This is a genomic window from Endozoicomonas sp. NE40 (assembly GCF_040549045.1).
Lineage (GTDB): Bacteria > Pseudomonadota > Gammaproteobacteria > Pseudomonadales > Endozoicomonadaceae > Endozoicomonas_A > Endozoicomonas_A lisbonensis.
On sequence record NZ_JBEWTB010000002.1, the window covers coordinates 371,159 to 390,373 of the forward strand.

The 19,215-nt window shown below is 50.1% G+C and carries 16 protein-coding genes; 4 read left to right on the top strand and 12 right to left on the bottom strand.

Annotated features, from left to right (window positions below):
• Positions 1–28 precede the first annotated feature (28 nt).
• Positions 29–1,546 (bottom strand): fumarate hydratase, encoded by a 1,518-nt coding sequence (locus V5J35_RS02680; RefSeq protein WP_354009783.1) that lies wholly within the window; start codon positions 1,544–1,546, stop codon positions 29–31.
• Between the two features lie 304 nt (positions 1,547–1,850).
• Between V5J35_RS02680 and V5J35_RS02685 the strand changes: the two genes are divergently transcribed.
• From V5J35_RS02685 to V5J35_RS02695, 3 genes are read left to right on the top strand one after another with little or no spacing between them, the layout of a single operon-like run.
• The gene (locus V5J35_RS02685; protein ID WP_354009784.1) at positions 1,851–2,822 is read left to right on the top strand and encodes a 2Fe-2S iron-sulfur cluster-binding protein; all 972 of its coding nucleotides are present in this window, start codon (positions 1,851–1,853) and stop codon (positions 2,820–2,822) included.
• Positions 2,823–2,855: 33 nt separating this feature from the next.
• On the top strand, positions 2,856–3,170 hold the full coding sequence (locus V5J35_RS02690; protein WP_354009785.1) for a BolA family protein: 315 nt from the start codon (positions 2,856–2,858) through the stop codon (positions 3,168–3,170).
• Positions 3,171–3,200: 30 nt separating this feature from the next.
• On the top strand, positions 3,201–3,659 hold the full coding sequence (locus V5J35_RS02695; protein ID WP_354009786.1) for a hypothetical protein: 459 nt from the start codon (positions 3,201–3,203) through the stop codon (positions 3,657–3,659).
• On the opposite strand, the gene V5J35_RS02700 is transcribed toward V5J35_RS02695, so the two are convergent.
• From V5J35_RS02700 to V5J35_RS02745, 10 genes are all read right to left on the bottom strand, one after another.
• Complete coding sequence (locus V5J35_RS02700) at positions 3,644–4,279, bottom strand: phosphoadenosine phosphosulfate reductase domain-containing protein (RefSeq protein WP_354009787.1); 636 nt, start codon at positions 4,277–4,279, stop codon at positions 3,644–3,646. The two genes, V5J35_RS02695 and V5J35_RS02700, sit on opposite strands and share 16 nt — an antisense overlap.
• 181 nt (positions 4,280–4,460) lie before the next feature.
• Positions 4,461–6,230: a ShlB/FhaC/HecB family hemolysin secretion/activation protein gene (locus tag V5J35_RS02705; protein WP_354009788.1), complete on the bottom strand. Its 1,770-nt coding sequence runs from the start codon at positions 6,228–6,230 to the stop codon at positions 4,461–4,463.
• A complete protein-coding gene (locus V5J35_RS02710) occupies positions 6,184–12,375 on the bottom strand; it encodes a beta strand repeat-containing protein (RefSeq protein ID WP_354016255.1) in 6,192 nt (2,063 codons plus the stop codon). The genes V5J35_RS02705 and V5J35_RS02710 overlap by 47 nt, the downstream gene beginning before the upstream one ends.
• On the bottom strand, positions 12,326–13,693 hold the full coding sequence (locus V5J35_RS02715) for a two-partner secretion domain-containing protein (protein WP_354016256.1): 1,368 nt from the start codon (positions 13,691–13,693) through the stop codon (positions 12,326–12,328). The genes V5J35_RS02710 and V5J35_RS02715 overlap by 50 nt, the downstream gene beginning before the upstream one ends.
• Before the next feature lie 206 nt (positions 13,694–13,899).
• Complete coding sequence (locus V5J35_RS02720) at positions 13,900–15,099, bottom strand: ABC transporter permease (protein WP_354009791.1); 1,200 nt, start codon at positions 15,097–15,099, stop codon at positions 13,900–13,902.
• Positions 15,093–15,818: an ABC transporter ATP-binding protein gene (locus V5J35_RS02725; protein WP_354016257.1), complete on the bottom strand. Its 726-nt coding sequence runs from the start codon at positions 15,816–15,818 to the stop codon at positions 15,093–15,095. Before V5J35_RS02725 ends, V5J35_RS02720 begins: the two co-directional genes overlap by 7 nt.
• A gap of 20 nt (positions 15,819–15,838) precedes the next feature.
• Positions 15,839–16,357 carry a ZrgA family zinc uptake protein gene (locus V5J35_RS02730; RefSeq protein ID WP_354009792.1) on the bottom strand — a complete coding sequence of 173 codons (519 nt, stop codon included), beginning with the start codon at positions 16,355–16,357 and terminating at the stop codon, positions 15,839–15,841.
• A gap of 2 nt (positions 16,358–16,359) precedes the next feature.
• Positions 16,360–16,881, bottom strand: a complete 522-nt coding sequence (locus tag V5J35_RS02735) for an ATP-dependent zinc protease family protein (protein ID WP_354009793.1) — start codon at positions 16,879–16,881, stop codon at positions 16,360–16,362.
• A gap of 102 nt (positions 16,882–16,983) precedes the next feature.
• Positions 16,984–17,298, bottom strand: coding sequence for a DUF4286 family protein (locus tag V5J35_RS02740; protein WP_354009794.1), 315 nt, complete (start codon positions 17,296–17,298; stop codon positions 16,984–16,986).
• A 40-nt stretch (positions 17,299–17,338) separates the two neighbouring features.
• Positions 17,339–17,974, bottom strand: coding sequence for an O-methyltransferase (locus tag V5J35_RS02745; RefSeq protein WP_354009795.1), 636 nt, complete (start codon positions 17,972–17,974; stop codon positions 17,339–17,341).
• 181 nt (positions 17,975–18,155) lie between these two features.
• Here V5J35_RS02745 and V5J35_RS02750 point away from each other — a divergent pair, with 181 nt between their 5' ends.
• Positions 18,156–18,434, top strand: a complete 279-nt coding sequence (locus V5J35_RS02750) for an Rdx family protein (protein ID WP_354009796.1) — start codon at positions 18,156–18,158, stop codon at positions 18,432–18,434.
• A 62-nt stretch (positions 18,435–18,496) separates the two neighbouring features.
• On the opposite strand, the gene V5J35_RS02755 is transcribed toward V5J35_RS02750, so the two are convergent.
• Positions 18,497–19,186, bottom strand: coding sequence for a TIGR04211 family SH3 domain-containing protein (locus V5J35_RS02755; protein WP_354009797.1), 690 nt, complete (start codon positions 19,184–19,186; stop codon positions 18,497–18,499).
• Positions 19,187–19,215 lie beyond the last annotated feature (29 nt).

The window sequence follows — 19,215 nt, forward strand, 5'->3', positions numbered from 1 at the left end:
AACACACATTGCACATTGCCGTGGAAGTTTATTTTACTTCCAGAATCTGCTCCTCAATCTTTTGTTTCCAGATTTGAGGGCCGGTGGTGTGAACAGAGTCTCCGGTGTGATCAACCGCCACGGTTACCGGCATGTCTTTCACTTCAAACTCATAGATCGCTTCCATACCCAGTTCCGGGAATGCCAGAACTTCGGCTTTTTTCACAGCCTGAGAAACCAGATATGCCGCACCACCGACTGCAATCAGGTAAACAGACTCGTTGTCCCTGATCGCTTCAATCGTTGCAGCACCGCGCTCCGCTTTACCGATAGTACCGGCCAGACCACCTTTCTCCAGCAGCGTACGGGTAAATTTGTCCATTCGGGTAGACGTGGTTGGGCCTGCCGGGCCTACGACTTCATCACGAACCGGGTCAACCGGACCCACGTAGTAAATGAAGCGACCTTTCAGGTCAACCGGCAGCTCTTCGCCACGCTCCATCATCTCAATCATGCGCTTGTGCGCGGCATCACGACCAGTAAGGATTTTACCCGACAGCAGAATCGTATCGCCCGGCTTCCAGCTCTTGATGTCGTCTTTGGTGATATTGTCAATATCCACCTTCAACACACCTTCGCTCATATCCAGCTCCACTTCCGGATACTCATCCAGGCTTGGTGGTGTCTGGAATACCGGACCATTCCCCTTCAGAGTGAAGTGTGCGTGGCGGGTTGCCGCGCAGTTTGGAATCATCGCTACCGGCAAGGACGCGGCATGAGTCGGGTAGTCTTTAATCTTGATATCCAGAACCGTAGTCAGGCCACCCAGACCCTGAGCACCAATACCCAGGTTGTTAACAGCATCCATGAGTTCCAGACGCAGTTCTTCAACCCGGTTTTGTGGACCTCGTTCACGCAGTTCATGAATATCTACCGGGTCCATCAGGGACTCTTTGGCCATAACCATGGCTTTCTCGGCAGTACCACCAATACCGATACCCAGCATACCGGGAGGACACCAGCCCGCCCCCATGGTTGGAACCGTCTTCCTGATCCATTCAACAATATCGTCAGACGGATTCAGCATAGCCAGCTTGGACTTGTTCTCAGAGCCACCACCTTTGGCAGCTACCTGAACTTCCACTTTGTCGCCAGGCACCAGTTCAGTATGAATAACGGCCGGAGTGTTGTCTTTGGTGTTCTTGCGGGCTCCGGCAGGGTCTTCCAGCACAGAGGCGCGCAGAACATTGTCCGGATGAGTGTAAGCCCGGCGAACACCTTCGTTCACCAGATCATCCAGAGGCTTGTCGGTATCAAAACGAACGTTCATCCCCACTTTCAGGAAGATGGTCACAATACCGGTATCCTGACAGATCGGGCGCTTACCCATGGCACACATTCTGGAATTAATCAGAATCTGGGCCATGGCGTCTTTCGCCGCTTTAGAAGATTCCTTCTTCCATGCTTCATGCACGGCCTGAACAAAATCAATCGGATGATAATAGGAGATAAATTGCAGAGCATCAGCAACGCTCTCAATCAAATCTTCTTCGCGAATAACAGTCATTAAAGCTCCCCAGCTCCTATGATCGTCCTCTTGATGTTTCGGCAAAACATCAAGCAACTCTTAAGCAACAGTAATCTCTCCAAAAAAATTACGGCTATCACCTTTAAAAAGGCAAAAAACACCGCCCGTCGAATTAAAACCGACCAAACAATGTACTAACCGCTAATTTCGAGCGCATAATATCAACAACTTTCCGGCCAAAACATTGATCAATAACAATATATTTTCGACCAACCCTTAATTTATCCGTAAAATACCCTAACTGTGTACAATTTTTATACGTACAGACCATATTTTAAACAACATGCCTTTAATTACATTTGCAGGCCGTACCTATCAAGCCAGTTCACAGAGGCCATTACTGGAAACATTGCTGTCACACAGACTGACTGTCCCCCATTCATGCCGGTCAGGCTACTGCCACTCCTGCCTGATGAAGGTCGAAAAAGGAAAGGTTCCAGCCTGCAGCCAGCAATCACTGAACATCGACAAAGTCCAGCAGGGTTACTTTCTGGCCTGCCTGTGCAGGCCCGAACAGGATATGGAAATATCTCTGGCAAAAAGAGATACAGTTCCGGGCATTATCACTGGCAAAACCAGGCTGACGTCCACGCTTATCGCCCTGGATATAGCACCCCGACATCCTGTTGACTATCAGCCGGGGCAACTGATTACGCTGTGGACAACAGATTCGCCACCTTCAGCCAGTCAGCCCTCAGGCCGTTCAAACAACAGCAATGAACTGGCCCGCCCCTGTTATCTTGCCTCGCTGGCTGAACAGGACAAACCGTTAACCGTCCATATCCAGCGCAGAGCGAATGATCAGTTCAGCCAGTGGGCTCATGATTGTACACAAATCGGTCAAAAAATCAGTATCAGTGATGTACGAGGGACAAAAATTTATCAAAATTTGTCATCAAACAACCTGATTGTTGTACAGGACGGCTGCCTCGCTCCCATTCTGCCCCTGTTGCGCAAACTCTACGCCTCCTCTGCAACCACCAGAAAGTCTGTACAACTGATCCTTCAGGTTGACCATAAAGACAACCTTTATGGTATGACACTGATTAACAGACTTGCGCAGCAACAGCCTGACTTTACTGTCCAGGTTTGTTGTGGTTTACAGGGAAAGAAACAACTTGAGACAATACTGGGGAAATCCGGGTCATCCTCAGAATTACCCGACAGCCGCTTGATAATTTCCGGCTATCAGGATTTCATAAAACAATACACACAACAGGTTCAGATGGACATTCTGCTTCTGCCTTATTCCTGATAACCTGTTTTTACCCCGCATAGGAAATGAAGTATGAGCATGCTCGAACACATTCAAGACAAGCTATCCTCGTCTTTGTCGCTGGAACATATTGAAGTCATTAACGAGAGTCATCTGCACAACACGCCACCAGGTTCGGAGTCCCATTTTAAAGCCATTCTGGTCAGCAGTGAGTTCTGTCAGAAAATGCCGGTCAAACGACACCAGATGGTTTACTGCCTGCTAACCGACGAAATGCAGAACAGTATTCACGCCCTGGCTTTGCACACTTACACACCGGAAGAATGGGCGTCACGCCAGCAGCAGGCACCTGATACACCGGACTGTCGCGGAGGCAGCAAGCACTAAAATGGGTCACTGAGAGAAAGGGGCTTTGAAATGTGCGGTGGCGTGCAGTTTGATTACGAAGGTCAGACGATAAAAACCTTCTTTCCCAATCCAAAGGCAAGGTTACCCGTTCTGACCCGACAGGGACAAAGCGTGCTGGTTCCCTGGGGCAGACGTGAAGACCAGTCCGGTCGTTCACCTCAGGGTGGCTGGGCCAGGCTGGAGTCCATTCAGCAGGGAGCCTGGAACCGGTTCAGTCCCCGCCCGGTAAAAATCGTAGTTGATGCCTTTATGGAAAAAGACATCAAAGGCAAAAGCCACTGGTTTATGCTGGAACCAGACCAGTTCATTCAGGGGCTGATTGCAACAGACGGTCCTTTTACCCGCCTGTATGTGGTGACAGAAGAAAACGAACAGAGTTGCCATGAAAAACGTCGCTGGCCCCGGTTGATTAAAACCAGCAACGGCGAGCTGAAGGGGAAAGCCAGAAATCCTCAGTCTTTATTCTGACGACCGACCGACGTATGCAAACCACACTCCCTGTGTCCCAGTATTTTGGTTGGGTCGTAATAGTCTTCTTCAATGGGCAGGTCGTGCTCAACCAGATATTCCTCAACATCCAGTTCTGTCCAGTTCAATAATGGGGCAATCCTCAGGTAACCGTCCTTTGTTTCTGACGCCACCTCCAGCCCCTGCCGAAACGCCGTCTGATCTTTACGAATGGCTGTCAGCCAGACATCCGGGGCTTCAGACGCCATGGCTCTGGCAAAAGGCTCCAGTTTAACCTGACGGGTAAATTCATCGTGTTCGGGGGTATCGACTTCCGGAACCCCTCCCATCACAGCACTGCGATAAGCGCGACTGTATTCAGGGTGATAGATGCGGATATTCAAACCCAGTCGATCAATCAGCTGTCTGGCAAAACGATAGGTTGCCTCTGTACCATAACCCGAATCAATCCATACCACCGGTATATCAGGTCTTACCTGTGTCACCATGTGCAGGATAGCGGCTTCATGTGGACCAAAGTTGGTGGTCAGCACGGGCGCTTTGGCATCAGCCAGTGCTGAGGCAATGATGTCCTGAGGCGATAGCGCAGTCAGGTCTCTGTTGATCGCATCCAGATTCATTCTTATTCCTGTTCTGATTTAATCAATGCTTAATAAGTAATGAGCAGACTATAGGAAAAGTCATCTGGACAGAATCGTCTAAGGGAGGGTGGCAAGATTGATTTTGACCATGCTTATAACCGGCAGGCAGCTACGCAGAGGGGTAACCATAGGGGAACTGCATTGCAGTCCCCCTATGATTTCAGTAGCTCAGCTCAATGGCAGCATGAAGCTGTTCCCCACGACCAACACCCGGACTGACTTCCAGCAACTGCCAGCCGTAATCAAGGCGCACAGTCAGGTAACGGTCAAGACTGTACCTTAACCCAAGCCCTGCCGAAGCCAGATTGGTAGCCCGTTCGCCTGCGAGCCGGTTGTTGTTACCAAGGGTGGCGTAGTCGTAAAAGGCTAGTAGCTGCACCTGATCCTGAAGGCCTGACTGCTCCGCCAGCAGAGACCGGGCGGGACTGCGCAGTTCATTGCGTAGAATTAACCCCTGATCACCCAGAACAGCAAACTGGTCGTAGCCACGTACCGTTGAATAACCACCTGCCGCCATCTGTTCAGTAGGTAACAGGCTGTCTCCGGTTCCCTGAACATTCAGCTCGGCCTGCCAGACCAAATCCATAGGCAATGGAGTCTGCCTCTTGAGGCTCAGGCGGGCATACTGATAATCGGCAGAGGCGTTTGCCCGTGCCTGCTGGTAGTCATGGTCATCATTGTACCGGGTCATGCCACCGGGACTGACCACAGCCCTGAGATTAATCTCGGTCAACCCATAAGGATCGAGAATACCCAGCAGATAACCGATTTCGAACTGGGAAACATCCGTATCGGATGAAAAGACATTAACGCCACCAAATTCCAGGTCGCTGTTACCCCGTTTGAAGACATAGCCCAGCTTTAACTCATGACGTCGAAGCCGGTCACTACCTGACAGAGGAATGGTGTAGTTGCCTCCCAGTCTCCAGCTTCTTCCCTGCTGGTTAAAGCTGTTAAGCCCTTCGGGCTTCGATTCAGCGTAAGCGCCAGAGAAATCCACTATATGCCGCCAGGAAAGCGGTGCCTGATAGTCAAAAGCGTGTGCCTGCAGATACTTGCTATGAAAAGCCCTGGTGTACTGGTAGCTGAACAGGTGGTCTCGCTGCCAGAGGTTGCCCAGATTAAAACCGGCGATCCAGCGATCGAGATCAGTTGTGGGTGTACCGCTGTTCTCATAACGGGTATAGAATCGTCGGGGAGGCCGGTCTTCCACGTTAAGAATAATGTCGGTTTGACCAAACTCTGCCCCCGCTGCCAACAGGGCGCTGACTTCCCTGAACGGGTCACGGTTGAGCCAGCCAAGGTTATCATTCAGGACTTTAGACGACAGCAATTCACCAGAACTCAGCCCCAGTGATCTGACCAACCTCCCCGGATCATTATATTTAGCACCTTCAACCCTGATGTCACCCAGCCGGCCAGTGACTACCACATACTGTACCACCCCGGAGGTAATATCCTGCCCCGGCGGGGCAATCACCTGAATCACCGGTAAATCATGCTGACTGAACCAGTTTTCCATCAGACGACGAATATCGTTCAGCCCGGCAAAGGTCAGTGGCTGACCAAGGTAGGGCTTAAGTTCTGCAAGAAGAGCCTGCTGGTCACCGGGAATATCAACCCGGTCCATCACCACACCGACCTCCCCCTGCCAACCATCAGTCAGCAGAGTATCGGGGGAGCCGTGAAACACCAGCCCCTTTAATGCATTGAGTACAACCTTGTCACTGCCTGTGGCTGTGTCTGGTTCCGGCAATACCTCCAGAAGCCTTTCAGGCATGGTAGATTCCGGAAGGCTTGGCTCATACAGCTCTTCACTGCGAGCTGTATTCGATGCCAGCATCGACAGGCACGATGTTGCGAACAATGTTGCAAGCAATGTTTTATTCATCATTGCCACCTTCGCTGTCTTCTTCTTTTTCTTCTTCATCTTCGTCGTCGTCTTCGTCATCCGACTCACTGGAGTCATCCGATTCGCTGGAGTCATCTGATTCACTGGAGTCATCTGATTCACTGGAGTCATCTGATTCACTGGAGTCATCTGATCCACTGGAGTCATCTGATTCGCTGGAGCCATCCGATTCACTGGAGCTTTCTGATTCGCTGGAGCTTTCTGATGAATCTGAGTCACCGGAATCACCTGCATCGGCACTGTCACTACCCTGGGATTCTTCCTGAGTGCTGTCCTGAGCACTGCTGCCCTGATCAGTAGTTTCAGATGACTCACTGCTTTCAGCCATCTCTCCGGGAGCTTCCTCGGTATTTTCCATTTCAAATTCAGTGGGTGACTCACCGCTGCCAGCGGTTTCTTCCGGAGCTACTTCAGTATTTTCAGCTTCGAACTCAACAGGCGAGCCTGTACTCAAATCTGAAGAAACCGAGACCCCACCTCCGCCTGCGGCAGCACCGCTGGTTCCTGAAAACTCCTGAGAAATCGTATTATTGAGGAGCTGTCCACTATTGTTGTCCTGAGGCTCTTCAGGTTGCTCAGACTGATAGATAAATCCACTGCCATTTCCCGAAAGAACAGGATTTTGCGGATCAAAAACAGTGCTATAAGCCAAAATTTCATCGGTGATGGTATTGTTACGATTTACAACCGGATTCGTGGAATACACCATCCAGCGACCATTACTGTTCAGGGGAGCGCCGCTGCCCGAGTCGTTATGGAAGTTCGTACCAGCCAGAACAAGATCACCAGTACCCGCATTATTCACACCTGCGCCACTACCGAGAATGACATCACCATTTTCACTGCGCAGCAGCAATGTATTGTTACTGGTGTAATTGAGCGCACTTCCAAGCTGCAGGTCACTGCCGGTCAGGTTAATGCTGACATTACCTCCATTCATGGCGGCTGCCAGCATGGCACTGATACTTTCATCGAATACGCTGGTATTGTTGTTTACGTTCCAGCCTGTTGCGGTAATGCTGACATTGCTGTTGGAAACCGGGTTGCCGGCCTCTTCAGCTGATACGCCGCTGGAAGAATGCCCAATCGCTGCAGTGGTGGCGTGACTTTCAGTGTTACTGGGATCAGTGGTTACATGGAAGCCATTGCGGGTTAAGATTTCACCCCTTGAGTTAATGATAATATTGCCCTGACGCAGGCCATAGGCTTTATCGTCATCGTGTTCAAACTCTTTTGCGGGGTCTTTAAAGCGGTTGACACTGTCGTGAACAGCGCCATGGCCAATCTGGGCGTAACTGTTATTACCATTCCCCCCGACAATAGAGACATTACCAACATCGTTCAGGCTGATATTGCCGGAGAAATTACCGGAAAGCTCAGAACCGCCATGTCCAAGCTGGGCATAAGCGAAGCGACCACCGCCTCCAGTAAACTCAAGGTTCCCCGATTCTTCAATGGTGATATCGCCGGAAAGCACACTGTCAGGACGGGCGTAACTGCTATTACTACCAACAGGGGGCGCACTTCTTCCGCCATGGCCTAGCTGGGCATAGGCATCATCACCGCTTTCCCCGGCAGTGAACCGGATATCTCCTGCTTTCGTAATCGTAATATCGCCGGACTGATTGCCGTTGGCGTCTTCCCCACCGTGTCCAAGCTGGGCATAAGCATTTCTTTCCGTTCCGCCACTGAACGTAATGTCATCTGCCTTTGTAATGGTGATATTGCCAGCATGGGTACCATTGGCGTTTTCACCGCCATGCCCAAGTTGAGCGTAGGAAGTAAAACCGGTTCCACCGGTAAAGGCTATTGAACCTACATCCACGAGGTGGATATCACCGGAACTGTTAAAGTTGTTGGTATCACTGTTGCCTCGCTCATTCCCCACATGCCCGAGCTGGGCAAAAGCACCGTGCTTGGAAGCTCCGCCGGTAAAGTTAATGTCCCCTGCTTTTTCGATAGTGATATTACCGTTAAAATCGCCACTGGCATTCTCACCACCGTGTCCAAGCAGGGCGTAAGAACCATAAGTGCCGCCTTCAGGAGTGCCGTCTCCACTGCTGCTTACGAAGTTCAGATCCCCAAGCGCCCTCAGGGTGATGTCTGCACCGATTACCGTTGCCTCTCTGTCATTCTCCCAGCGTCCGGCATCTTTCCCTACATGGCCAATCTGGACATAACTGCCTGCCTCAGATCCGGCGGTGGCATCAAGGCCTCCTTTGAGGGAAACATCAATATCACCGGATACGGTGTAATCAGCCCCCTGGTCACTGACTTTGTAACCCAGCTGGGCATAGGCATCAGTATTGGTATCACTTCCCTTCAGCGTCAGGTCATTGCCATACACCCGTGTAGCACCACTGCGGGAGCCAACACTGATGCCTGCTGTCTGATTGCCGTCGCCTATAAAGACAGAACCGCTGTTGGCTCCATTTGAGTTACCGAAAAGAGTGGTACTTTCAAGGTTTGAATTATCAAAGGTTTCCGCATCAAATGCTGTAGCAGCATCCCAACCCGCAACAACATTAATATTGCCGCCAGTTTCATTGCTGTTTTGTAAGGAGGCATCAAAGTGGATATCGTTCCGAACCAGCAATGTCAGGTCATTGCTGCTGTCGTAGTTAAGCGCACTCGTGTTGCCCAACCGCAAGCTGGTGTCGGTCAGACTAATCCCGACATTTCCTCCAGCCATAGCGGCTGCCAGCATGGCGCTGATATCTTCACCAAATACACTGGTACCGTTGTCTACGTTCCAGCCTGTTGCGGTAATGGTGACATTGCTGTCAGAAACCGGATTGCCGACCTCTTCAGCTGATACGCCACTGGAATAATGCCCGATAACCGCTGCCGTATCGTGATCAATGGCATCGTCTACGTCATCATAGATACCGCTTAGAGTGGTAATTTCACCCCTAGAGTTGATGGTGATATTGCCCTGCCGTGTGCCATAAGCTTTGTCGTCGAACTCATGATTATAATTACTCTGACCTGAACCATGACCAATCTGGGCATAAGTATTATTGCCACTGCCTCCGGTAAGGGAAACACTGCCAACGTCGTTCAAAGAGATATCGCCAGAGAAACCACCGGACAGTTCTGCCCCACCGTGACCAAGCTGGGCGTAGTTGAAACGACCCTCTCCCCCTGTAAACCCTATATTTCCGGCCTGACCAATTGTGATACTGCCGGAAAGGTCACTGACATTACGTCCCACGGGACCACTTCTGCCACCATGCCCCAGCTGGGCATAAGCATCTTCACCGGCACTTCCTCCGGTAAACTGAATATCGCCAGCTTCATTGATGGTGATATTCCCGAACTGTGTGCCGTTGGCATCTTCTCCGCCATGTCCGAGCTGGGCGTAGGCATTGGCATTACTGCCTGCGGTAAACGTGAGGTTCCCAGCCGTACCTATTGTGATATCGCCCGAATGGGTGCCGATAGCGTTTTCGCCACCGTGTCCAAGCTGGGCGTAGGAGGTGATTCCTGTTCCCCCCTGGAAGGTGATTGAACCTACCTCCACAAGATCAATATTGCCAGAACCGTTAAAGTTAATCCGCTCATTTCCTACATGACCAAGCTGGGCAAAAGCACCATGCTTTGAAGCTCCGCCGGTAAAGTTAATGTCCCCTGCTTGTTCAACGGTGATATTACCGTTGAAATCGCCACTGGCATTCTCACCACCATGACCAAGTAAAGCGTAAGAACCGTAGGTACCTCCCCCATCAGTACCATCGCCACTGCTGCTCTGGAAATTCAGACTGCCAAGCGCCCTCAGGGTGATGTCTGCGCCATTTACCTTAGCTTCTATGGCGCTGTCCCAACCGCCAACATCTTTCCCGACATGACCAACCTGGACATAACTGCCTGCTTCGGAACCTGCGGTAGCATCAAGGTTTCCTTTGAGGGAAACATCAATATCACCGGATACGATGTAATCAGCCCCCTGGTCACTGACCTTGTAACCCAGCTGAGCATTAGCATCAGTATTGGTATCACTTCCCTTCAGCGTCAGGTTATTGCCATACACCCTTGTTGTTCCACTGCGGGAACCGACATTGATGCCAGCAGTCTGGTTACCGTCGCCTATAAAGACAGAACCGCTGCTGTCTCCATTGGAGTTACCGAAAAGAGTGGTACTTTCAAGGTTTGAATTATCAAAGGTTTCCGCATCAAATGCTGTAGCAGCATCCCAACCCGCAACAACATTAATATTGCCGCCAGTTTCATTGCTGTTTTGTAAGGAGGCATCAAAGTGGATATCGTTCCGAACCAGCAATGTCAGGTCATTGCTGCTGTCGTAGTTAAGCGCACTCGTGTTGCCCAACCGCAAGCTGGTGTCGGTCAGACTAATCCCGACATTTCCTCCAGCCATAGCGGCTGCCAGCATGGCGCTGATATCTTCACCAAATACACTGGTACCGTTGTCTACGTTCCAGCCTGTTGCGGTAATGGTGACATTGCTGTCAGAAACCGGATTGCCGACCTCTTCAGCTGATACGCCACTGGAATAATGCCCGATAACCGCTGCCGTATCGTGATCAATGGCATCGTCTACGTCATCATAGATACCGCTTAGAGTGGTAATTTCACCCCTAGAGTTGATGGTGATATTGCCCTGCCGTGTGCCATAAGCTTTGTCGTCGAACTCATGATTATAATTACTCTGACCTGAACCATGACCAATCTGGGCATAAGTATTATTGCCACTGCCTCCGGTAAGGGAAACATTGCCAACGTCGTTCAAAGAGATATCGCCTGAGAAGACACCGGACAGTTCTGCGCCACCGTGACCGAGCTGGGCGTAGTTAAACCGTTCGCTGCCACCGGTAAAACTTACATCGCCTGCCTGCTCGATCGTAATATCACCGGAAAGCGTACTGGTGTGACGGTTTTTGCTGGCAGGTCCCGCCCTGCCGCCATGACCCAGCTGGGCGTAAGCATCTTCGCTGTCGCTCCCTGCCGTAAATTCGATGTTCTCTGCTTTTAGAATAGTAATTTTGCCGGACTGAGAGCCATGAGCATCTTCACCACCATGACCCAGCTGGGCGTAGGCATTGGCATTACTGCCAGCGTTAAAGGTAATGTCCCCCGCATCAGTAATGGTAATATCGCCAGTATGGTTACCGCTGGCATTTTCACCACCGTGTCCTAACTGTGCGTAAGAGGTTTTTCCGGTTCCTCCTTCGAATATAATGGAACCTACATCGACAAGATCAATATTGCCTGAACCACTGAAGTTGCTGGTAATGCTTTCATCTGTACCAGGCTCATTTCCTACATGGCCAAGCTGTGCATAAGCGCCGTGTGCGCCACTTCCACCGGCGAAGTGAATGTCGCCTGACTGTTCAACAGTGATATTACCGGAGAAATCACCGCTGGCATTTTCACCACCATGTCCAAGCAGGGCGTAAGCACCCTCACTACCGTCACCACCTTCAAAAGTTATATTACCGAGTGTCCGCAAGTTAATATCAGAATTCTCGACTACTGCCTCTTCAATAACATCATCTTTCCCGCCCCTGAAGTCCCTTCCTACATGACCAATCTGGACATAGGCATCTTTCGAACCCGCTATGGCATTAATATCTCCTTTGGCGGAAATATTAATATCGCCATGCACTTTGTAATTCCCACCCTGATTTCTTGCTCTGAAACCTAGTTGTGCATGGCCATTAGTCCCACCGCCATTAAGCGTCAGGTTGTTAGCATAAATCCGTGTCGTTCCGCTGCGGGAACCAACATTAATTCCCTCGGTCTGACTACCATCACCTATAAAGACAGAACCGCCAATGCCTCCATTGCTGTTACCGAAAAGCGTGGTACTTTCAAGGTTTGCATTGCTGAAGGTATCAACATTAAAGCCTGTTGAACCATCCCAACCTGACACGATATTAATATCGCCGCCATTCCTGTCTCTATTCTGTACCGATGCATTGAAATAAATATTGTTATGAGCGAGGAATGTCAGGTCATAGGTGGTGCCAATGTCATCTGCGTTTTCGAAACCATAAATAATATCGGTGTTAACAGTGATGTTACCTTCATCATTACCAACATCATCTCCCGACTCGACTCCGCCCGTTTTGGTATTAAGAACCACATGGTTATCATCAATCAACCCGATCAGGGGTTTCGGAATCCATCGTATCGTCAGCGCCATCACCAATCACAATATTGGTTGGATCAAGCAACAAGGTTCCGCCACCGGTGTCAACATCGCCTCTGAACTTCAGGTTCTGCTTACCGGATACTTCCACAAAGCCGCCACGGCTGCCTTCAGCCCCTCTGGTACTGATCTCACCGGCAAAATGTGTATCACCATCAGCCCAGACAATAACACGGCCACCGTCGCCAGCATGGGCATCGGCACTAATCTGTGCGCCTGCTTCTATGGTGGTGGTTTGTGCGGTTTGAAGATCTCCCTTACCCTGAAAGTCACCACCTATCAGAATGGTTCCGGCTTCATTGCCACTGGCGTCAATACGGGCTGAATCCGTAAGCTGTACATGATCACCAAGAACCTGAACTTCTCCGCCACTGGCAATAATGCTGCCAGACACGCTGGTTGTTCCGCCTGTGGCAGACAGATATACTCGTCCAGCCTTTTCCTCAACACCATTGGCCTGTATAAGACCACTGTTGTTTACTGCCAGAGCATAAGGGTTATTGCCAACCGCTTTCAGCTCAGCCTGAATCGCCTGAATATGTCCGGCATTGTCTACGGAGCTGCCTTCACCGCCCAGTTTTACCGCCAGCCGCTGATCGCCGGAACGGGTCAGTAAAATCTCCTGACCTGCTGCCATGCCAACTGTGCCATCGGTTGCGGTAATGGTACCTTCATTGCTGACTTTGCGGGCAATCAGGAAGACATCACCACCATCCGCTGCAATCGTACCCATATTGATCAGGGTCGCATCACTGTTACCACTGAACAGCAGGTCATTGCCTTCCATAAACCGGGCATCGCTGACATCAAGGGTGGACGCCATAAAGCTCTGGGTATTAATCATCCCGTCAGCACCCACTACAATGCCGTTGGGATTAATCAGGTAGACCTGACCATTGGCATTCAGGGTTCCGAATATCGTACTGAGATTGTCTCCGAAAACCCGGTTCAGTACAGCAGAACTGCTTGAGGGCATATTAAAGGTCGTGATTTCACCATGACCAATAGAAAAGTCCCGCCAGTTAATAATGGCGCGATCAGAACCCTGATTGATGATTAAGTGATTGCCGTTATCAGTAAAAGAAGCATCCCCATGAATCACGGTTCCGCCCAGGGGGTTGGCCTGTGCCTGAATACCAACCAGACCTGCCAGCAGAAAGCTGCTCAGTAGCCGGAAGGTTCCTGTCCGCAGAATATTAAGTTTTGGAGGTCCCGGAGCAGCGAGTTGATCCTGTTTGGTGTCACTGCCGGTAGCCAAAGCACCACAGGCACCCTCGTAAAAGAGTTTTGAACTGAGATGGTCGGGGTTCATAAACATCCATGCTCGAAAATATTATTGTTTTACAGCTATTCCTGCTTTTTATACGACCAAGCACATGTAACAATATCAATCAACTGAGACCAGAGCAAAGCTTTGTATCTTTTTTATTCGCGCGTACGAAATACAAACAGCCTAAGTGTGTACAGGAAGGAAATAATCAGGAGGGAGTTTCAGTGAAACAGAACCGTGTCGTTTAGTTACCTCCTTTCCGAAGGCTGGCGAACCGGCTCGATCGCTGATTTCCATGCCTGAACAAAGGCCAGCAGGCAACCTGTCAGCAGGATAAATAATAAAAATTTCACTTCCCCAAAAGATACCGGGCGCTCAGTCATCCATAACTTCCACTCTTCCGGCAGCAGTGACTCAGCACCAGAAGCCGCTAGTTGGAACAGCAGGAAGCCGACCACGGTCGCCAGAAAAATAATCAACACCGGCTCCAGAAGCCCGACAACAATAACCTGATGCGAGCGGGCACCCAGCATCCTGAGGGTATCTATCTCACTGCGACGTTCAGACAGATTACTGCTGACACTGAAAAACACTGTGATTAATGCCATCACAGCCGTCAGCATAACAATACCAATCATCAGACTGCCAAAGCGGTTACTGATTCGCTGGATAAAGGCCAGCTCCTGATCGGGTATCACTATTTCCAGCGGCTCTGAAAACTGTTGTCCGATCTCACGCTGCAAAGGCAACAAAGCCTGACGGTTATGCAGCCGTACCAGAATAAGGTTAATGCCATCGGCTTTGTCCGGTTCATTATTAAAGCGTCCCCGAATTGAAGCCAGATCATTCAGAGAGGCAATAAAGCTGTTGTCCAGTACAGTGCCTGTAGAAGACAGTATTCCTGTAATCGTAAACAGTTCCTGATATTCGTCCTCTATGGTCGGTTCTGACCCTTTGGCGATGGTAATCATTTCTCCAATGTTATATCCGGTCTGCTGCGCTACTTCATACCCTAATACGACACTGGCTGCCTGAGTAAAACCACCACCTGACGCAAAAGCCAGTGGACCGGCTGGATCAAATGAATCAAACAGGACGTTGGTGGTACCCGTCACGGAAAACCCTTTATGGCTTTCCATCATACTGAGCGGTATCGCAGCAGAGACTTCCGGATGCACCCGGAGATTGTCATACACGTTAAAACTGATAGCCGGTGGCGTGTTACCCATTCTGAACAACCCGTACATCGCAAGGTGTACAGGTTGGGAAGGCGCGCCAACTATAAGGTCTGATTGCCCTGTTACACGCTCCAGAGTGTTAAACACACTGTTTTTTACATGCACCAGCATCAGCAGCAGAGCAAGGCTTAAGGCCAGTCCAGCCATGGATACCAGTGCTTTCACCTTACGCCGACCCAGACTTTTTTTAACCAGTTGCAGAATTACCATAATGGGTTAGTCTCCGCACTTATGTTGATGTCTTTCATATTCAGTCGCCGGTCAAAAAGAGGGTCCATCTCTTTATTGTGACTGATGCAGATCAGGGTGGCGTTGGTCTCTCTGGCATGGTTTATCATCAGCTCATAAACCAGACGCTGACTGTAACTGCCCATAGCCGACGCTGGTTCGTCAGCCAGTATCAGGCTGGGGTTGCCAATCAGGGCGCGCGCAACCGCAATGCGTTGTCGCAGGCCTTTGCTGAGCTGAGACGTTTTGTGGCGCAGACGTGCAGGGTCTTCTACTTTTAACTTGGCCATGAGTTGATAAGCTTCGTACTCCCGGGTCATTTCCCCGCTGTCGACAATTTTCTGCTTGCGGGAAGAAAAGCCACAGGGCAGCAGAATATTTTCAAGGGCGGTTAAATAGGGCATAAGATTCGAGTTTTGAAAGACATAACCTATATGGTCACCACGAAAATAGTCTTTTGCACGACTACTCATTCTATTCAGATCATGACCCAGAACCTGAAGCTCTCCCGAATCCGGCCTCAATAAACCAGACAATAACCGGAACAGTGTTGTTTTCCCCGAACCGTTTTCTCCAAACAGAAGAATGATTTCTCCACTGTGGATTTCCAGAGAAGGTATATCAATACTGTTGTAGCCATGAAAGGCCAGTTTCAGGTCTTTTATATTGACAGCCGGATTGTCGCTCACGGAGTTTTTCACGATGGTCGCTCCCTGCCTGATCAACTACCGGGCTTTATGGCAATTTTGCCATCACCCGGCAGTATCAGTGATTGCTTGTTTTGCCAGCTATCGGTGGTCAGCCAGATATTCAGCTGCTTCAAACCCGGCAACGTATTGAGAACATTGGGACGAATAGAATGCAGGGACTGTGGGTTCAGACAGTTAAAATCATAAAAACCCTGAATGTCCCCCAGCATCTCTTCAGCGGCCTCGTGTTCGCTATGAAATACCCTCTGACTGCTCAGGGTACACCCGGCACCGGTGTCCGGAAGCCAGAGATCCTGAGTTTCGGTTAACAAGTTAACAATGTCTTTATGTTCATGATTGGTAACCAGCAGGGAAGATGCAGAGGCTGGAATGGTCAGATACAGTGTCAGGCTGCTCTCTTTTAATGTAATGTCCAGCAACATCTGGGCTGGCTCTACAGCACGATGAATAACCGGCCCGGCATAAACTGTCAGACTCAATAGCAGGGTCACGATGAATGCGGCAGCTTTTTTATACCATTCGTTTTTCATAGTTATTGCTTCCTGCTCTGAAGATACGATCTTGCCGAATCAACCAGCCCTGATTTTTTAAGGTAGTTCCTGCCAATCAGAAGCTGCTGAGGAAAATTGCCGCGATTGATCAATGAGGTTTCCAGTAAATGACGGGTTGACCCGATACTGATAGTATTCCGAACGACAGCCCGTTCCTTTGGAGAACCAGAGTGGGTAATGACCCGCGCAACCCTGCTGACAGGCTGGTGCATGGACACGGTTTTTCCACTCGGTTTATGGTAAAAATCGTAATAAACCCAGCGACGCCCCTTGCGGTTGACATACATTTTTATATTTCGGGCATCAAGGGACGTGGTGGTCGCTCCGGTATCGATTAATGTTGAGACTTTAAGCTGCTGAATATCTTCCAGAGTGGCTGTTTCATAAAGACCGAAAATGACCTTGTCACCAGGACAGTCGCAGGCTTCTGCTGCCCTGGCGGCGGACAGCTGCAAACTGACAACAAGAACAGGCAGCAGCATTAAATGAATGAGCTTACTCACAAATGAATCATCCGGAACCTACTGTGTAATACCTTTATCGGATTCAGTTCGTAAAGTTAAAGTCCCGGACAATGACAAGAACGCCCGCTCAGCAGCAGGGGATTAACTGGAAAATACGGGTCTGGACATCAGGCGGCGGTAAATTTTCAGATCACTGCCAAAACGATTCGCACCGTCTTCCCGCATGGCTGGCGCATAATCTGTAATGTAACGGTCAAAGACAGACTGATCCTCCAGAAAGTACTGAACACAGAAACCAACGTGTGCTTCAGGCAGGCGGTCATCTTCCTGCAGCCGGGAAATCGTGGCATCTTCAAATCCGTCAATCCTGAGTAGCTGTTTGACGTGCGATTCCAGCCAGGCAAGAAATTCATCCTGCCGGGACTGGGGGATCATGCAGTTCACTTCGTAGATCATTCTCCCTCCGGGTCTTAAACAATGCTTAGTTATAGCTTTGTTATAGCTTTCGAATAATATTCAGGCCATGCCGGACAGGCAGTAACACATTCTCCACATCCTTGCGCTCACAAATATGCTGGTTCAGGTCTGCAATGGCCTGCGCCCGTTCATCCTGAGGAGCCAGAACCTTTCCTTTCCAGAGAGCGTCATCAATAATAATCAGCCCGCCCTGACGCACCATGGGTAGCGTCATTTCAAGATAGTCCTGATACTTTTTTTTGTCGGCATCAATAAACACCATATCCAGCTCCCCCTCAATGGTGGGAATCGTCTCCAGTGCCATGCCAAACAAAACGTTCAGTTTGTGCGATAAGCCCGCCTGCTCAAAAAACTCCTCTGCAATAGCAATGGCTCTCGGGTTACTTTCGCAGCACATAATTTCGCCGTCCTCAGGCAATGCTTCGGCAATCGACAACGCGGCATAACCGGTAAACATGCCAATTTCCAAAACCCGCCGGGCGTTACTGATCGCTGTCAGCATTTTCAGTGTCTGGCCGACCAGACGACCGGACATATTATCCGGGTAGCGGGTCCGGTCACGGGTGGCCTGCGCCAGAGCCTGCAATACAGCCGACTCCTGCCCGGTCATTTCATGACAATACTGTTCCAGCTCTGGAGTGACTATATCCGTCATTGGTCTACCTTAATTCTCAAACATTCAAACCGCGCTGGATTTTATAGCAATTTCTGAAGCTTGCAATTTGCAACTCGGCCAACTGCAGCACCATTGACGTTTACCTGAACCCGCTTTATGTTCTGGCTGAACGGATTTCAGGGAATACAACCCGGGGTATACACTCCCAAGGAATACAAGAATGCCAACAAAACCAGTGATTGAAATTCAGTATTGCAGCCAGTGCCAGTGGCTGCTTCGTTCAGCCTGGCTGGCTCAGGAGCTGCTGAGTACCTTTGCGACGGACCTGCAGGAAGTCCGGTTGCAACCCGGTACCGGCGGGGTGTTTAAGATCAGGCTGAATAATGAAGAAATATGGGAAAGGAAGAAAGATGGCGGTTTTCCACAACCTAAACAGATCAAACAGAAGGTGCGGGACCTGATTGACCCTGACAGGGATCTGGGTCATAACGATCGTTGAAAATAAGGTTACAGCCCTGCTGTCAGGGCTGTAACCTCTTCAGGAGCCTGTTAGACCGAGGATCAAACCCAGTCAGACGCAGGCTTCTTGCGCAGTTTCACCATAGGCAGGAACAGACCTAACAGAATGCCAACCAGAATGGTGCCACCACCATACAGATACCAGCGAATACTGTTATTTCTGACCAGCTGGGTATTTTCAGCCTCAACCACTTCAACCCGGTTTTTGTAACGCAGGTTTTCTTCCATCAGCTGCTTGTTACGACGGTCAAGCGCCAGAGGTTCAGCAGTCGCTTCCCGCAAACTCACCAGTTCAGTGGTTTTCTCATCCAGCATTGACGACGTATTTTTCAGGTTGTCTCTGGCAGACTGCAGCTCGGTTTCCCGTTGTTGCAGCTCAGCCTGAAGTTGTTTCAACTGTGCCGACAACTGCTGGTTTTTCTCCTGCTCCTGTGGCAACCGGTCACGGGCTGGTTGCAGATCCATAAGGTACTGGGTTCGAATAAAACCTTCAGTACCGTCGGACATGCGAACCTGACTAAAACCCTCTCCGGCATTTTCTTCCAGTACCGTCATCCGGGTACCGGTTCTTAAACCCTGGTTCAGAATCCGGTACTGGTTTCCCGGCCCTGCCCGCAGGGGAACATATACAACATCAGTGATATACTTATCAGCCGCCTGCACATCTGCAGCATTGCCCGAGAGCCATACTGCAGCCAGTGCAAACATCATGGTTTTTACAATCAGCTTCATGCGCTTAATACAATTATCTGCGTGCCACC